This is a genomic window from Nostoc sp., from assembly GCF_036916655.1.
GTDB lineage: Bacteria > Cyanobacteriota > Cyanobacteriia > Cyanobacteriales > Nostocaceae > Nostoc.
This window is the reverse complement of the sequence record NZ_JBALFY010000064.1, coordinates 25,215-41,367: the sequence shown is the minus strand read 5'-3', so window position 1 is coordinate 41,367 and position 16,153 is coordinate 25,215. Positions and strand designations below refer to the sequence as shown.

13 protein-coding genes are annotated in these 16,153 nt (G+C 42.2%); 2 read left to right on the top strand and 11 right to left on the bottom strand.

All coding sequences use genetic code 11. The features are described 5' to 3' along the window. Positions 1–580: 580 nt before the first annotated feature. From V7L31_RS15615 to V7L31_RS15595, 5 genes are all read right to left on the bottom strand, one after another. A complete protein-coding gene (locus tag V7L31_RS15615) occupies positions 581–1,186 on the bottom strand; it encodes an exopolysaccharide biosynthesis protein (RefSeq protein WP_334697066.1) in 606 nt (201 codons plus the stop codon). Between the two features lie 66 nt (positions 1,187–1,252). After that, complete coding sequence (locus V7L31_RS15610; RefSeq protein ID WP_334697065.1) at positions 1,253–2,137, bottom strand: lipid kinase; 885 nt, start codon at positions 2,135–2,137, stop codon at positions 1,253–1,255. A 689-nt stretch (positions 2,138–2,826) separates the two neighbouring features. Then, the gene (locus tag V7L31_RS15605) at positions 2,827–3,003 is read right to left on the bottom strand and encodes a hypothetical protein (protein WP_334697064.1); all 177 of its coding nucleotides are present in this window, start codon (positions 3,001–3,003) and stop codon (positions 2,827–2,829) included. 40 nt (positions 3,004–3,043) lie between these two features. Next, positions 3,044–3,460 carry an alternative ribosome rescue aminoacyl-tRNA hydrolase ArfB gene (gene arfB, locus V7L31_RS15600; RefSeq protein ID WP_334697063.1) on the bottom strand — a complete coding sequence of 139 codons (417 nt, stop codon included), beginning with the start codon at positions 3,458–3,460 and terminating at the stop codon, positions 3,044–3,046. Positions 3,461–3,507: 47 nt separating this feature from the next. Next, positions 3,508–3,762: an RNA-binding S4 domain-containing protein gene (locus tag V7L31_RS15595; protein ID WP_292847539.1), complete on the bottom strand. Its 255-nt coding sequence runs from the start codon at positions 3,760–3,762 to the stop codon at positions 3,508–3,510. Positions 3,763–4,249: 487 nt separating this feature from the next. On the opposite strand from V7L31_RS15595, the gene dpdE reads away from it, so the two are divergent. Next, positions 4,250–7,561: a protein DpdE gene (gene dpdE, locus V7L31_RS15590; RefSeq protein ID WP_334697062.1), complete on the top strand. Its 3,312-nt coding sequence runs from the start codon at positions 4,250–4,252 to the stop codon at positions 7,559–7,561. Positions 7,562–7,616: 55 nt separating this feature from the next. Here the strand turns inward: dpdE and V7L31_RS15585 are convergent, their stop codons facing one another. From V7L31_RS15585 to V7L31_RS15560, 6 genes are all read right to left on the bottom strand, one after another. Further along, positions 7,617–9,002 (bottom strand): ABC transporter ATP-binding protein, encoded by a 1,386-nt coding sequence (locus V7L31_RS15585; protein ID WP_334697061.1) that lies wholly within the window; start codon positions 9,000–9,002, stop codon positions 7,617–7,619. A 25-nt stretch (positions 9,003–9,027) separates the two neighbouring features. Beyond that, entirely contained in the window at positions 9,028–10,761 is a 1,734-nt protein-coding gene (locus V7L31_RS15580) for an ABC transporter permease (RefSeq protein ID WP_334697060.1), read from the bottom strand. 180 nt (positions 10,762–10,941) lie between these two features. Further along, on the bottom strand, positions 10,942–11,589 hold the full coding sequence (locus tag V7L31_RS15575; RefSeq protein WP_334697059.1) for an HAD-IA family hydrolase: 648 nt from the start codon (positions 11,587–11,589) through the stop codon (positions 10,942–10,944). 137 nt (positions 11,590–11,726) lie between these two features. Continuing rightward, positions 11,727–12,920 (bottom strand): NAD(P)/FAD-dependent oxidoreductase, encoded by a 1,194-nt coding sequence (locus V7L31_RS15570; protein WP_334697058.1) that lies wholly within the window; start codon positions 12,918–12,920, stop codon positions 11,727–11,729. Between the two features lie 335 nt (positions 12,921–13,255). Beyond that, positions 13,256–14,077 carry an SDR family oxidoreductase gene (locus V7L31_RS15565; RefSeq protein ID WP_334697057.1) on the bottom strand — a complete coding sequence of 274 codons (822 nt, stop codon included), beginning with the start codon at positions 14,075–14,077 and terminating at the stop codon, positions 13,256–13,258. A gap of 25 nt (positions 14,078–14,102) precedes the next feature. Continuing rightward, positions 14,103–14,261, bottom strand: coding sequence for a hypothetical protein (locus tag V7L31_RS15560; RefSeq protein ID WP_334697056.1), 159 nt, complete (start codon positions 14,259–14,261; stop codon positions 14,103–14,105). Positions 14,262–14,371: 110 nt separating this feature from the next. On the opposite strand from V7L31_RS15560, the gene V7L31_RS15555 reads away from it, so the two are divergent. After that, the gene (locus V7L31_RS15555; protein ID WP_334697055.1) at positions 14,372–16,090 is read left to right on the top strand and encodes an ATP-binding protein; all 1,719 of its coding nucleotides are present in this window, start codon (positions 14,372–14,374) and stop codon (positions 16,088–16,090) included. The last annotated feature ends 63 nt before the right edge of the window (positions 16,091–16,153 follow it).

Here is a 16,153-nt window from a genome sequence, read left to right as displayed (position 1 = left end):
TATTCGTACTATTGCGGATATCCTATTAGAGATATTAACAGAAACTTTGTGTATCCAGAGGTAATTTGGGATATTTGTAAAATTACTGTGAAGCTAGTCAATGTTGCCTAGTCAAATACCGTAGATGCTATTCATTGAGGTTAGTACTGCTGCTGTAGCTAACGAAATCAATTCTACAGCCATTTAATTTTTAAATTCTTCCTGATGCAGCAATCACTAAAGCGGATATATAAATAGTAGATGCACCTTAATTAAATCACAGCCCTCAGCTTTTAGTTGGGGGCTTTTTTTATTACTAATATCTTTTTGAATTTAGGAAATAGTTTTGTCGTAAATCTAATTTTCCCGGATATGGCAATAACTAAAGCGGATTAATAAATGGTAGATGCACCTTAATTAAATCAAAGCCTTCAACTAAAAGCTGAGGGCTTTTTTATTGCTGATATTTTTTCAGACTGGAAGAAAATAAATTTGGATGCTAGTTAAATATTCCCGGATATGGCAATCAATAAAGCGGATTAATAAATGGTAGATGCACCCTAATAAATTACAGCCCTCAGTCAAAAGCTGAGGGCTTTTATTATTTAAATATAGAGGGCAGTAAACTAGGAGCTAACCAGACTGCATAACCAATAAATCCAAACAGCAAGCTAATCAGGGCAGTAATGCCATAGCCGATGCAAATTAATAAACCGTCAGATTCAATGGTGGCAACAGTCAAAAGTAAAATACCTATAGTGGGGATAGGATTTGTAAACGGAATTGGTAATATTAGTAATACTGTTAATAAAGAGATACAAAACCCATTAATTCGCCAAATCAAATGATTATGGGCTATTTTTGCTAATCGGGGACGGGCAATTTTCTGTAAAACTTTGGTAAGACGCCCCAAATTTTGCAAAAGCAACTGGGCGAAGGGACGAGGAAATTTGTAGTTAGCGATTCTTTTTGGTAGCCAAGGCGATCGCCTCCCTAAAACCATTTGCCCTGATAATAGTAAACAAGCACCACCAAAAGGGCCAGTTAATCCCGGTGGCATAGGAAATAAAAATGGCAAAACTAATAACGTAATTACCAGGCTGAAGCCTCGTTCTGAGGTTTCTGCCAAAATATCACCTAGAGTTAGCGGTTGTTCAGCTAGGCGTTGCAATAGGGACTTTATATCTTGAGAAAATCTCAGATGCATTTGGCGTGAATTGATGCGAGTTCCCACTTTCTAGCAGGGAGATAGGGAGATGAGGGAGAATAACTCTTAACTCCTGATTTTTGGGGGTACTAAAACAGCTATAGCTTTAGGTATAACCCGAAAATGAGCAGGTGTGTAAGTAGTGATTTCACCATCTGTATTGATAGGGCGCGGTTTATGAGTATGTAGCTCTATTTCTTGACCTTGAAGAGAGCGTACACTCTGCCAATGTATATGTTGCCCTTGTCGCATTGCAGGTAGTAATAATATCATCTGCCACCAGTGTTCAATTTCCAAGCTATAAAGGTCTAGTCTTTGATCGTCTATTGCGGCATCGTCAGCCACGGCCATACCACCACCGTAATAGCGGCCGTTACCCACAGCAATTTGCACTGTTTTGACGCGAACTAATTCACCGTTAATCGCAATCTCGGCTGTAAAAGGTCTAGATTCCCAAATTACTTGCAATGCAGTAGCAGCATAAGCAAATACTCCCCAACGGCGCTTGACTTCTTTGGTAAGTCGTTGAGTAATTTTTACACTCAATCCCAGGCTGGCAACGTTAAAAAAATGCTTGCCATTCACACAACCCAAGTCGATGCGGCGTAAATTTTTATACGCAATAATTTTGCAAGCTTCGTTGAGGGAATTCGGGATTCCCAAAGTTCTCGCTAAATCGTTAGCAGTTCCTAATGGCAAAATTCCCAAAGGCAACTGAGTATCAACTAAAGCATCTACGGCAGCATTGAGAGTGCCATCTCCGCCGCCAATAATTACCAAGTCAACTTGATGCTGATAGCGATGTATAACTTCAGCAAGATGTTTGGGATCTTCTGTAGACTCTTCAATTAAATCAAAGTCGAGTGTCTTCAGATATTGAATCGCTTCCGACAGACCCTTTTGCCCTTGGCGGGCATGACGATTTACTAACAGCAGTGCGCGGGAACTCATGGTTAGTACCTTTTGTAGTTGATATGTCGAATTATCCGCATCTATATATTCTGCTTAAAGTTGACTATAAAAAAGTGTTCAGCCTGTGATTGAATACCATTTGCAGCAGGGAATAGGGAACTCTTGACTGGATTGAAAGTGTCTTGGTATATAGCTTTTTATGAGACTTCATCAAATATAATTATTAATCTTTGTATGAATTAATTTTAGGTATTTTTATAAAATAGGGAATTAGTAAAATAATATTATGCCAAAAAAAAGAGATATTTTTCATTAATCTAGATACATATTTGGAGATTAAATTTGTATAAATACTATGAATAATCATAATTCTTTGTGAAACTGTACAAAATCAGGCTTTCTACGATAAGTTGCTTAACCAATTTATTCTATGGGAACTCCAAGAAATAAATTATCCAATATTGTGGGGTGGGCAACATGAGCGCTCAGTCTAGAGGGCGGGCGAGACGCTCACCCCACAAGAGTTAATTGGATATTTTTTTATTTGGAATTCCCTATACAACCTCATAGGTAATCGATATTATAATTATTTAATTTTTGTTTGAGCGAGAAGAAATTATATATGTCAACTTCTGCTGTGACAGATTGTAAATTGTCTATTCTAAAGCGATCGCACCTTGAAAATGACTCTTGCGTGTAAATCCCCACCTTCATTTTTAATTTTACTTTTATGACTTTTTCGGGTTGGTATCGCCACCAATAATTGCTTGAAATACGTCCCCTAGTAAAGAGAAAAATGCTGCAAATAATATTATAAGCATTAAACTTGCAAGGGCTGCAAAGGGAGAAACAATAAACAAGATTAAAAGCCCAAATATCAAAAGTTTTAGTAATGTCTTATTCATCTTTTTTTATTTATGATGTTTTCTACGAATAATCGATAAATCACCCATCTGTCACCTGTCCTCTGTTAGATTTAACCTGTCCGCGCTTAATTTTATGATCGAGGCGCTTTCTTTGAGAACTGCGGGTTGGTTTGGTGGGTTTGCGTTTTATCGTGACTACAACTGCACTTTGAATGAGTTCTTGCAATCGTTTCAACGCTGACTCGCGATTGTTCTCTTGGCTTCGATGTTCTTGGGCTTTAATAACGATGACTCCTTCTTGGGTGATGCGTCGATCGTTGAGCTTTAAAAGCTGTTGTTTATAATAATCGGGTAATGATGAAGCCACAATATCAAAGCGCAAGTGAATCGCAGTGGAAACTTTGTTAACATTTTGGCCTCCTGCTCCTTGCGAGCGAATCGCAGTAATTTCAATATCAGTCTGTGGGATAATAACTTTGTTGGAAATTTGTAGCATTACTCACAAGGCAAAAGAGGAACTTTGAAATTTAGGATGAAAATCTTTTATTCGGTTTGTTCGGGAAAATCGATTACTACGTCTTGATCTTCATTATTGTTCAAATCCACCTCTAAAGTCTGTCCTTGGATTGTCACTTTATCACCTGGTACTAATCGCCTTCCTCGTCGGGTTTCTAGCATACCGTTTACTTGGACATCGCCACCTTGAATCATCAGCTTGGCTTGTCCTCCAGTTGGTACTATACCCATCAATTTTAAAAATTGATTTAACTTAATTGTGTTGTCTCTGATTTTCTTCATCGTGAATAAAACTACATTACTTTAATTGTATCGTGGCGTTATCAAGGTAAAGTGTGAATCTGTTGCGCTACATCTCAGCCGATATTAAATAAAATACAACCTCAAGTGTTTTGTCTAGTTTAAATGCCTTTTTTTAACGCAGAGGAACACAGAGGTAAACGCAGAGATACGCAGAGTTTTGCTAAAGTTGATTCGCGATGAATTAATGAAATGTTGTACTTGGTCACGAACTGATATGCGGATCTGGAAGGTTGCTGAGTCGAACAATGGGAAGATGAATTTATACTTAAAAATCAGCAATTTTAGGTAAAAATACAAATTGGCTGAGTTGGAGTCAGTATTTGTATCTTCATAAAAGCATCGCGATCGCTCTAATAAAAACTGTAATGCCAATTTATTATCTATAATGTTGATCGACAAAACTGCCAGATATAGGCTCAAAAACTAGTCTGGGAGGTTATTTTAGTTTGTTCAGGGGACTGGATCTATGATTAAGCTTGGTTTATTGGTACAGTCCCAGAATAACTCTTTGGGTATCGGAAAAGTTACGGAAATATCTGATACTAATGCGATCGTTGAGTATTTCTGCTCTATAGGGCAACGTCTCCAAAAAACGTTACCTTTAAGTTCGCTCTCTGAAGTCCAGCTTGAACCCCAAGCTAGATGCTACATTAAGTTCCCAACCCAGGAAAAATGGATAGTTGGCAGAGTTTTTATCTGGGATGATGATACAGAGATGTATCAAATAGATTTACCAGATAAGAAAACTGCGATCGCTTCTGTTGAAGACATTTACGTTCGTTGCAATTTACCCAACACAAATCCCATCGAAACTCTAGCGATGAAGGGTCACGAAACCCCCTATTTCCACGACAAAAGATTGGCTTTCGTGAAATCCTTGATTCAGCAACGCGCTGTGAGTCGGGGGATGACAGGACTGATTTCGGCAAATATCAATCTTTATCCTCACCAAGTTGAAGTAGTTAGGCGGGTACTAGAAGACCCAATTCAACGCTACTTGTTGGCAGACGAGGTGGGACTCGGAAAAACCATCGAAGCAGGTGCGATTCTCCGTCAGTTCCTCCTAGATGAGCCAAAAAGAGGTGCGGTAGTGATAGTTCCGCAATATTTGCTCAAGCAATGGCGGACTGAGTTAGAAAACAAGTTTTACATCTCCCATTTTGGCAAACGGGTAGCGGTGCTGGCGGTTGAAGATATCCATAAAATCAACCTGAAAGCGAAGATAGGTTGCTTAATTTTAGATGAAGCTCATCATATTGCAGCAATGGCGACCTCTAAGGATGCAGCAGTTCGCCAGCGTTTTCAGACTTGCAAAGAACTTGCTCATAAAAGCGATCGCTTACTTTTATTATCTGCCACTCCGGTTCTGAATCATGAGCAAGATTTTTTAGCCATGTTGCACTTGCTCGACCCAACAACCTATAAACTGGGTGATTTAGCAGGTTTCCGTACCAAAGTTGAAAGCCGTCAGCAAATTGGTAAAGTTCTGCTTTCATTTAAAGAAGGTGCAGAACCAGAGGTTCTCAAAAGCAACTTGCAGCAACTACGAAATCTCTTTGCTGAGGATAAGTATTTACTGAAGCTAGCGGATGATTTAGAAAATTGTTTACAAACAAATTCTACCGAGCAAGAGCAAATCGTCCAAGCGATTCGCGTCCATGTCAGCGATACCTATCGACTACACCGGCGAATGCTTCGCAACCGTCGCGCGGCGGTGGAAGATGTGATATTTGACCGCAACTTCACCCCCAAAGAAGAGTATGATTTAGACGAGCGATCGCTTGATATCCACGAAATCCTCAATCAATGGCGGAGTGTTGCCCCTCAAGAAAAGCAATATCAGCGAATCTTTCTGCTGTTATTTCTCGCTGCTGGCACTTGGTTAGGCATTTTAGAGCAGGTAATTAACGCCCGGTTAACTGGCAAGCCTCATGCTAAACTCATCCAAGAGTTTAAAGAAGATGATATTCGCATCTTAACTACAACCCCCAAATTCTCAGGGGAAGAAGAAATTCTGCAATCCTTACTAAAAATTATTCGTCAACCTCAAGAAGACGGACAACGGACGGAAAATTTAAAAACAGTACTGCTGAATCAGCTAGGTACTTACTTCAAAATCCCCGCAAACGTTCGCAAGAATCAAAACGAATTCATCACCAGAATCCAGCAGAGAATCAAAAGACCAATTACTGGCGATATTCTGCCCAAATTTGTTGTATTTACCAGCTTTGTGCAAACTTGTGGCGAAATTGTCCGGTATTTGTCTGATACCTTTGGTGCAGAGACAGTAGCCAGCCATCAATTTGGAGAATCACCAGATAAAGTTGAAGAAGGCTTAAATCGGTTCAAGAATAACCCAAACTGCTTTATTCTAGTATGCGATCGCTCTGGAGAAGAAGGGCGTAACCTCCAGTTTGCCGATTGGTTAATTCATTTTGACCTGCCTTGGTCGCCTAATCAATTAGAGCAGAGAATTGGCAGACTTGACCGCATTGGCAGCAAAATTGGCATTCAATCTACTGCCTTGATTGGCCCTTATTTGGAAGATAGTCCTCACAATGCTTGGTATAAAGTCTTAAAAGATGGCTTTGGTATTTTCCAGCAATCAATTGCCAGCCTCCAATTTTATGTGGATGAGAAACTTGCAGAATTAGAAACAGTTTTGTTTCAATCAGGTGCGGCTGGATTATTGGAGATAATTTCGCCAATTCAAGCGCAAATTGAAGTGGAAATAGCCAAAATTAGCGAGCAAAATGCTCTAGATGAAATTGATGCCAACGATGAAATTGCTACCGAGTATTTTCAAGAGCTAGATAATTACGATGCTCGTCATCTAGAAATGAAACGAGCAATTGAAGGCTGGATTTGCGACGCGCTGGGATTCAGGGGAATGAATAACCCAGATTCATCAGATATGCGACGTTATCAACCAACAACGCGTACCTTAGTTCCTATAAATGAGTTAAAAAACCGTTTTGCTGAGAGTTATCTAGACCAATTTGGTACTTATAATCGTAGAGTAGCAAACCAGAATGCTGGGATTAAGCTGTTTCGAGTTGGCGAAGGATTTGTTGAAGCACTCTTGAACTATATAAACTGGGATGATCGGGGTGAAGCCTTTGCAATGTGGCGCACTGATACATCTTGGGATGCTAAAGAAGGAAAAGAGTGGTTCGGTTTCCAATGCAATTATGTAGTCGAGACAAATTTAAGAAGTGCCAAACAAGTTTTACTAGATAATAAACTAGATAATTCTCAATTCAAAAACTTGCAAAGACGCGTTGATGCTTTATTTCCGCCAATTATAGAAACTATCTATGTTGATGGTCGCAAAGAGCCAATACGCGTTGTCGAAGATAAAGCACTCTTAAGCATTCTGCAACGTCCATATAAAGATAAAAACAATAATCAAGGACGAGATTACAATCTAGCAAAAGAGCGCTTAGGAATTATTGACGATTTTGTTGACCCTAGTAAATGGCAAAATTTCTGCTATCAAGTGCGTAACACTTCTTCAGAATTACTTTTCAATCGTCCCGATTTTATTGAATTATGCCAAAATTGTGCTATCGTTGCTGAAAAGAAATTAAGCAATCGAGTCGAACAATTACGCCTGCGTCTGAATCAGCAAAATTGGGATCAGGCATTAGCTGAAGAAGTGAAGATAGAAACTGCTTTAAATGCAGCCATTCTAGAGGGAATTCGTCAGCCGCTACTCAGGCTTGATTCCGTAGGTTTCATCATTGTATCGGGGCGATCGCTTGTACAATTTGAGTGATATTATGCGCGATTAAATAGCCTTAGGAACTATGCCGGAGACAATCTGCCTCCGGTCATTCTATCGAATCAGATTGACTACTTGGCGTTGCTGCTAGTTCTGGTAGGTACAATCTATCTTCACTAGCATCATACTCAAACAATTCGGCATAACGCCCCCAATCTACGGCTGTGGCAAATTGCCGTTCGGCTTCTTCATGGGGATAATATTCATCAAGTAAATCGATAAAGAAATCCGCTCGCATTGAGCGATTCCGTTTTTCCCGCAATGTCTGCACCATACTAACGACGACTGGCACATTTGATAGTACTTGCTGCCGGAATAGGTCTTTACTGCGAAGAATAGTTGTAGTTGCGAAATCTTCTCCAATTTTGGTGAGAAAAACATCTCCTTGGGCAACCTCAGCAAAACCCAGCATCACGGTTGCATCAAGCATTGGTAGGAGATCGTCAACAGCTAGCCGGATTCGTTCTGCCAAACGGGGAATATCATCTTTGCCCTCTGGTTGATCGACAATTAACTCCAACAGACCGCTAATACCGCCGACTCTGACATGAGGCAGGGGTTTGGCATAGGGCGATTCTTGGATTGCAGCAGGCGATCGCGGTACTTCTATAGTAGTTGATGTGGTTGTTGCAACTGCCCCAGTTACTTCCACGTCCGGGTTAGTCATCACCGTGTAGATATAATCTATCAGTGATTTGAAGCGGATACTGGTGCGATCGTGAGGCCGTGGCAGATCAATCACCACCTCACCGCGAATATACCCCGGATTTGATCCTAAGATAATTACCCGATCTGCCAAAAACAAGGCTTCTTCAATGTTGTGGGTGACAATCAAAATACTTTTGGATGGAAATGTGCCAGCATTCCATAAATCATCAATTTCCCCCCGCAGGTTCTCAGCTGTCAATACATCGAGGGCGCTGAATGGCTCATCCATGAATAGTACTTGCGGCTCCAGCACAAATGCCCTAGCAAAGCCAACCCGCTGTCTCATTCCCCCCGACAACTCTTTAGGATAGGCACTTTCAAAACCATCCAAACCTACCAAGTCAATAGCTTTTAGCGCTCGTTGTCGTCGCTCATCTCGACTAACACCTTGGGCATCTAGCCCTAACTCGACGTTTTCTTGTACTGTCAGCCAGGGTAGCAGTGCAAAGCTTTGAAATACCATTGCGACACCAGGGTTAGCACCTTGCAGGCGTTTACCATTGCTGATTACCCTACCTTCACTTGCTGGAATCAAGCCGGCCATAATCCGTAGTAAGGTACTTTTGCCGCTACCACTGCGCCCTAGTAATGCTACTACTTCACCCGCAGCTACCGTCAGATTAATGTTGCGGAGAACCTTAAATTCCCCTTTGCCCTCTGGTAGTGGAAAACTCTTATTGACTTGTTCGACAGCGATTAATACGTTATTAGTAACTTGGGTAGTCATCCTTGCTCCTCTAGCGAACGATGGTTTAGAGATGGTATTTGGTTTCTGCTAACTCATACAGTCGTCGCCAAAAAACTCTGTTCAGTCCAACAACTAATAGGCTCATCATTCCAATCCCCAGGGTAATGCGAGGCCAGTCACCTGCTCCGGTGGCGTGAGCAATATATGCTCCCAATCCGTTAGCAGTTAGGGTAGTTGACCCCCAAGCGACAACCTCAGAGACAATACTGGCGTTCCATGCGCCACCGGTAGCAGTGACGCCACCTGTTACCCAGGCGGAGAAGATGCCGGGAATGATTAATTTGCGCCACAGCAGCCAACCACGCAAACCGAGGCTGGTTGCCATCTCGCGCAAATCAGTTGGGACGCTCATCGCTCCAGCAATGGAGTTGAAGAGGATGTACCACTGTGCGCCCAGGGACATCAACAGAATACTACCCCAATCAATGCTGATATGGGAACGGATAAAAAAGAGGGTAGCGAAGGGAAAGATAAAGTTTGCTGGAAATGAAGCCAGGAATTGCACCACAGGCTGTAACAAAGTTGCTAATCGGGGATTAAACCCAATGGCTACTCCAACGGGTGTCCAAACTAGAGTTGAAAATACCAGCAATACCAGTACACGTAACAGAGTGAGTAATCCCAGCCCAAAGGTTTTGATGACTTCACTTAGTCCCACTGTTGTGAAAATGAAGTGCAGCCCGACAACCAATAGCCCACCAATTACTACCAGGAGGATCGAGTTGTAGAGGCGATCGCCTATTTCTTGCCCACCAGTCTCCACAGCACGGGGAGTTCGCAGTGGCGTTAGCAGTGAGAGAATACGATTGATCGCTTCACCCCAAGGAGCTAACACCCGCCCCAGCAGACGAGGGATTCGGGCTGCTTTTAGCAGATCGTAAACCCAGGATTCGGGGGCTTGGGCTGCGGCACTCTGTTCCAAGCGAAACTTATCTGCCCAAGCGACTAACGGTCGCCAAAATAGTTGATTTACTAGGATAATTACGATCGCGATCGTCAATAGCGCCCAACCCAAAGCAGGTAAATTCTCGGCGGTAACTGCGGCTGCTACGTAAGAGCCAATTCCCGGTAACGTATATTGCTGGTTGAGTACACTGATCGCTTCACTCGCCGCGACAAAAAACCAGCCACCTCCAAAACTCATCATTGCATTCCACAGCAGCCCAATCATGGCCGTAGGCAATTCCAGTTTGGTGAAGCGCTGCCATCCCGACAACCGATAAAGCCTGACGGCCTCATCCAGTTCCGGTGGTAGTGTTCGCAGCGAGTGGTAGAACGAAAAGGTCATGTTCCAGACTTGGCTGGTGAAAATTGCAAAAATCGATGCTGCTTCTAGTCCTAATAGGCTTCCGGGAAACAGGGCAATAAAACCTGTAACCGTAATAGATAAAAAGCCTAGTACTGGAACTGACTGCAAGATATCGAGTAGCGGAATCAGAACTCTTTCAGCCCGGAGGCTTTTGGCAGCAATGTAACCATAAATTAAAGTGAACAGCGTTGAGTAAAACAGGGCAATAAACATTCGCAGAGTTGAGCGCCCAGCGTAATAGGGTAAATTACGCGGGTCAAGACTGATACCTGGTACTACATCTGGTGGTACAAAGCTCACCAATGTTCCAGCACCAACACGTGCAATCAACGCCAGCAGCACTAATGTGCCAAGAATGAGGGCAATATCAGCCAGACCAAAAGGCAGCCGTCGGAGTGCTTCAGGGGAAGGAAAAGTTTGCTTCAGCATTTAACGATAATTAGAGGGCCGGCATACCTTTTTTGAGCTAATAATACATTACTGCCCCCCGTGTACAACGGCAAATAATCTAGTTTATGGTCAATTAACTCTGCTGCGATCGCTAACGAAGTAGTTTATGTTTTCGTGTATTACAGTTGAGATTGCACAGTTTTTACTGTCGAGCAACCCTCATTTTCCCCGGTTAATCCAAACGCCTCTCAATCCAGCGGCTTTCGCTGCATGATAGTCTTCGACAATGCTATCGCCAATATGCCATGCGGCCTCTGGGGAACATTTATGTTTATCTAAAGCGATCGCAAAAATTTGAGGATCGGGTTTAGCTGCACGTACCTGGGTAGAAATGGTGACGGAGGTAAAAAACTCTCTCAATCCCAAACTTTGCAATACTGAATAAATCCGAGAATCAAAATTGGATAGCACCCCCAAGGTAACTCCCAAGCGCCGCCAGTTAGTTAAAGCTGGTAAGACATCAGGATAGACAAACCACGGTTCACCAGTACCAAAGTGGATGTAAAGTTCGCTAAAAAAAGCTGAAAAGTCAGAAAATTCCTTGAGAACACCTGCATTTTCAAAAGTGTTCAGGGCAATTATCCGCCACCAATCAAACTCGCGCTGGGGAATATCTTGCAGTTCCGCATCTGGAAATATCGGTGGCGGCGCTGATTTAAAGCTTTGAATGAAGGCTGTATTTAATGTTTCGGCTGAAACTATAACACCAAATTCTTGGGCTATCTGACTATAGACTTCACCCACACTACCTTTGACATCAAAAAGTGTACCCACAGCATCTAAAAAAATAACTTTCGGTTGTTCCATCAGTGTTGAATTTTAGATTTTGGCTTGTTAGAAAGTTTCTGTGGGTAGAGTCTAGCATCTACTAAATAAGTTGACGGAAATAAAACAAATCATCATATCATAGATGTCTTGGTTTTTCAGCAATCCCCAACCTGAAGTTACCGAGAAAGTGTTTCTATAATCGGACGTACTAGCCAATTAAAACCAACTTTCAGCTGATGGTCTAAAGTTGGTAGTCTGTATAAATAAGCAGCACGGCGGGCGACGTATGCCAATGGCCCATCTAGTTTAATTCCTAAACCAGTGAGAGTAGCATTGTCTATTCCTAGTGCCATCATTTCTCCTAACTGTTGGTAATGGAAGGGAAGAAGGGGGCGATTAGTCAGACTTGCCCAGATATTCCAAGCAGTATAATCAGCTTGTTGGAAAGCCGCTTGTGCGGTAGCGGGGACTTGCTGTCCTTCAGTATCATGACAGTCTGCTAAATCTCCCAAGGCAAAGATTTCTGGATGATCGATAACTTGCAGATTAGATGTAGTGGTGATTTGACCACGCTGATTTTGCTTGAGGGAAAGAGATTTGACTACGGGCGCAACCCTAGTTCCTACAGTCCAAATTACCAAATCTACGGGAATCGTATCTAACTGGTTTTTGTACTCTAGGGAAATGGAATTTTGCTCTATAGATTCGACTTTGGTTTCTAAGTCAAGAAACACGCCACGGGCTTCTATTGCTTTTTTTGCTGCTTCTCGATTAAATTCTGGGGAAGTTCGTAAGATTTGGTCAGCGATTTCAACGATCCGAAAGCGTCCTTTTTCGCCTAGTCTGTCGGCTAACTTACAGGCTAACTCTACACCACTGTAGCCAGCCCCAACGATCGCTACTCGAATTTTATCAGCATCCGATTCTTCTAAAAATCGCAGACGTTCTTCTAAACGATAGACATCAGAGATTGTGCGGAATGTATAGGCGTAGGCTGCTGCACCAGGTACTAAATCTAACGGTGTCTCACCTCCTAACGCCAGCACTAATCGGTCGTAAGGGATTTCTGGCCCTTCTTGGATATTTACCCGTTGCTGGTCGATATCAATACCAGATACAACCCCTTGATAGAAACGTACACCAGTGCCCTGTAAAAGTTCTTCAAAGGGTGGGGCAATTTCCCAAGTTTGTAATTCGCCAGTGAGTAATTCGTAAAGTAAAGGAGAGAATAAGAAGCGATCGCTTTGATCTACCAAAACAATTTCGGGCTTTTGCGTCGATTCCCAAGGTAATTGACTTAAGCGCAGGGCTGTGTATAGACCACCAAAGCCCCCGCCAAGGATACAAATTCTAGAAGTTTGTTGAGTCATTTATTCTATCTATGGGAAAGTCAATACTAGTTGGATAACTAACTTCAGGGTAACTGAAACGGAAAGACCTGGATCAAAAGAAGCAGGGGGCAGGGGGCAGGGAGCAAGGGGGCAGACTGAGACGGAGCTTGTACTCCGCCCCAGTTCGAGCGCCCTGGAAGGGCTTCTCTTCTCTTCTCTAAGAGAGGCTGCGCCCTAAGCGTAGCTATGCCGCAGGCTTTACGAGACGCTCCGCGAACGTACCCATGCTTGGCGCAAAGGGGAAGCGTTTGCTCCCCCTGCTCCCTGCCCCTCTGCCTCTTCGGTGAGATGGTCAACTCAGAATTAGGCATTACTCACTCCAGCTTAGAGAAAAGAGTTTCCCAGTCAATTACAGATGGTCTTTGTCCTTGGTTGATTATTTCAAAAATTTTCCTAGAACTACTTGGCTGAAAAAGAGATTCTACAGAAGCGCTGGCTACGTCAATCCGACTGGTATCACCTGAAAGTGTATCGCCAGTGCCTACGACTACACCGTATTTACCTCCTGTTTTTGCCTTCAGAAGGGTATTGAGGTCGTATGAGGTATAGGGCCCGTCTATCAGGCGTCCTGGGCGGATAATGGTGTAGGGCAATCCTGAATTAATAATGGACTCCTCACCTTTTTGTTTGGCATCCAACACGCCAAAGGCATTAAGAATACTAAAAGGAAACTGATTTTTACGGAGAATTCCACAAGAAGAAACGAAAACGAATCGTTTCAAATTCCGGGGTGCTGCTGCCACTAGATTTCTGACACCTTGGGCATCGACCTTTGCCGGACTATTCTTTGCTTTTGCTTCACTAGATTTGGGGTTAAGGAAAGTGATTCCCCATTCAATCAAGTTCGGGGGTTGGTCAAACTCCCAGCGCGCAGAGGGAAAGGCGGTAGTTCCAGTACAATTTATGATGTGGGTAACATTTTGGGTTGCAGCTGGCAGTGTCGCTGGCTGGCGAATGTCACCAACAGCAATTTCCACTCTCTGGTTAAACATCTTTTCAGCTTTTACGGTATTGCGTGTCAAGACACGAACTTTCAAGCCTTTCTCTAGTAACTTGCCTACCGCCAGTTGTCCTACGCCACCAGTAGCACCAGCAACTAGTACCAAATCTTCAACTGAAGTTTCAAAAGAAGTCATAAAGCGCCCTTGAGATAGTCTATTGTTAATCTACTGAAAAAATGGCATCGGGCAGTATTTCTAAGTGTTGAGTAATGAGTAATAAGTAATGAGTAATAAGTAAAAATACCAGTTCCCAGTCCCCAGTCCCCGTTTCATCGGGAATGCCTTTTGCCTCTCTTGCTAAATTAAAATTTTTGCTCATATCTGCTAAATATGTGGTTTTCTGCCTGAAAAATGGGAATTTTAGGAAAGGGGCAAAGTCCCTAAAACTAAATCAGCACAGTAGGTGGCACTTGAGGTTTTGAGCAAGGAATGAAAATTAGTCAAAAATTAATTTCGGGTATTCTAGGAATAGCTACTCTCTCAGGAATTATTGGTGCGATTAGTGCCCATCAACAATTAGAGATAGCTAAGTATCTTGCTCAACAAGAGGCAGAAGAAGTTGCTGGACTACTGGGATATTTCGTAAGTCATGAGCTTGAAGACCATAAAATGCGATCGCAAAATGAGATGCTAGCCCATTTGCAAAAGCATGTTGAATTGCTACACAAACAACGTCAGCGCGATTTGGAAATTGTAGACCGGAATAAAATCATTCTGGCAGATGTAGTTACGGAAGATATCGGTACACGATTAGATCACGATCGCAATAATGAAGTTGGTAAAACTATTCAAGATGGTATAACAAGAACATATATTGAAACTAGTCCTGAATACCCAAATGGAATTCAATTGATTGCCGTTGCTTTTAATACTAGCAAACATGAAACAATTGGTGCAGTAATTTTAGAATATACACCGCTTTATCAAGCAGCACTAACAACAGCCTATAAAAATATTTTCGTTACATCGGTCATCAGTTTGGGATGCGGCATATTTGCCCTAACTGTCGGTTATCTAATCTCCATAACCATCTCCAAACCAATTAAACAACTCCAGGAAGCTGTAATGAATCTGGCTGAAGGCCAACTAGATACCAGAGTTAGTATTCGCTCCCATGATGAGATTGGCGAGTTAGCTATCTCATTCAACAAAATGGCAGATGATCTGCAATCTTTCAGAGATGAGTTAGTAAGTGCTAACGAACAATTACGAGACGAAATTACCGAGCGCCAATTGGCAGAAACCGAACTTCAGCAAGCTTTAAAAGACCTGAAAAAAACCCAAATCCAATTAATTCAATCGGAAAAAATGTCGAGTTTGGGTCAGTTAGTAGCAGGAGTTGCCCATGAAATTAATAATCCGGTTAATTTTATCTACGGTAATCTCCAACACACTGATGATTACACTCAACAATTGCTGCTATTAATTAAGCTTTATCAAAATTATTATCCTAACCCAGAGCCAGAAATTAAAAATGCTAACGAAGAAGCAGATATTGAATATTTAACAGAAGATTTACCTAAGATGTTAACCTCGATGAAGATGGGGGCTAAACGCATCCGAGAAATTGTTCTTAGTCTCCGAATTTTCTCTCGTTTGGATGAAGCTGAGTTCAAAACTGCCGATCTCCATGAAGGAATCGATAGTACCCTGTTAATTTTGCAACATCGGCTAAAGGCACAAAATAATCGCCCGGAAATTCAAGTGGTGACAGAATATGGTAAAATGTCCCAGATTCAGTGTTTTGCAGGGCAACTAAATCAAGTTTTTATGAACCTCTTGGCAAATGCAATCGATGCTTTAGAAGATGCTTTCCAAAAGGAACTTTGTCCAAATCCTCTGATTCGCATTTCTTCTGAGCAGATAAATGAAAATGTAATCATTCGGATTGCTGATAATGGAGCAGGAATTCCAGAAGAAATCCAGTCGCGTTTATTTGACCCTTTTTTCACTACGAAAGCAGTTGGTAAGGGGACTGGTATGGGCTTATCGATCAGCTATCAGATAATTACTGACAAGCATGGTGGATCTTTGCAATGTATTTCATCACCAGGACAGGGTGCAGAGTTTATAATTGCAATCCCGATTCGAGTCGCAAAATCAGCACAATTATCAATTGGCGATCGCCATAAGCTAAATCATATCTAGTTTGCATATCTAAAATTTATCAAAACAGAATTCAGAATGGGCTAAACCTTAGCTATCCGCTAA

What these genes read in the sequence shown, in the direction of transcription:
- V7L31_RS15605 (WP_334697064.1), bottom strand. Translation starts at nt 3,003, where the DNA reads ATGAATAAGACATTACTAAAACTTTTGATATTTGGGCTTTTAATCTTG.
- V7L31_RS15565 (WP_334697057.1), bottom strand. Translation starts at nt 14,077, where the DNA reads ATGACTTCTTTTGAAACTTCAGTTGAAGATTTGGTACTAGTTGCTGGT.
- V7L31_RS15555 (WP_334697055.1), top strand. Translation starts at nt 14,372, where the DNA reads ATGAAAATTAGTCAAAAATTAATTTCGGGTATTCTAGGAATAGCTACT.
- V7L31_RS15570 (WP_334697058.1), bottom strand. Translation starts at nt 12,920, where the DNA reads ATGACTCAACAAACTTCTAGAATTTGTATCCTTGGCGGGGGCTTTGGT.
- V7L31_RS15575 (WP_334697059.1), bottom strand. Translation starts at nt 11,589, where the DNA reads ATGGAACAACCGAAAGTTATTTTTTTAGATGCTGTGGGTACACTTTTT.
- V7L31_RS15595 (WP_292847539.1), bottom strand. Translation starts at nt 3,762, where the DNA reads ATGAAGAAAATCAGAGACAACACAATTAAGTTAAATCAATTTTTAAAA.
- dpdE (WP_334697062.1), top strand. Translation starts at nt 4,250, where the DNA reads ATGATTAAGCTTGGTTTATTGGTACAGTCCCAGAATAACTCTTTGGGT.
- arfB (WP_334697063.1), bottom strand. Translation starts at nt 3,460, where the DNA reads ATGCTACAAATTTCCAACAAAGTTATTATCCCACAGACTGATATTGAA.
- V7L31_RS15585 (WP_334697061.1), bottom strand. Translation starts at nt 9,002, where the DNA reads ATGACTACCCAAGTTACTAATAACGTATTAATCGCTGTCGAACAAGTC.
- V7L31_RS15610 (WP_334697065.1), bottom strand. Translation starts at nt 2,137, where the DNA reads ATGAGTTCCCGCGCACTGCTGTTAGTAAATCGTCATGCCCGCCAAGGG.
- V7L31_RS15615 (WP_334697066.1), bottom strand. Translation starts at nt 1,186, where the DNA reads ATGCATCTGAGATTTTCTCAAGATATAAAGTCCCTATTGCAACGCCTA.
- V7L31_RS15580 (WP_334697060.1), bottom strand. Translation starts at nt 10,761, where the DNA reads ATGCTGAAGCAAACTTTTCCTTCCCCTGAAGCACTCCGACGGCTGCCT.
- V7L31_RS15560 (WP_334697056.1), bottom strand. Translation starts at nt 14,261, where the DNA reads ATGAGCAAAAATTTTAATTTAGCAAGAGAGGCAAAAGGCATTCCCGAT.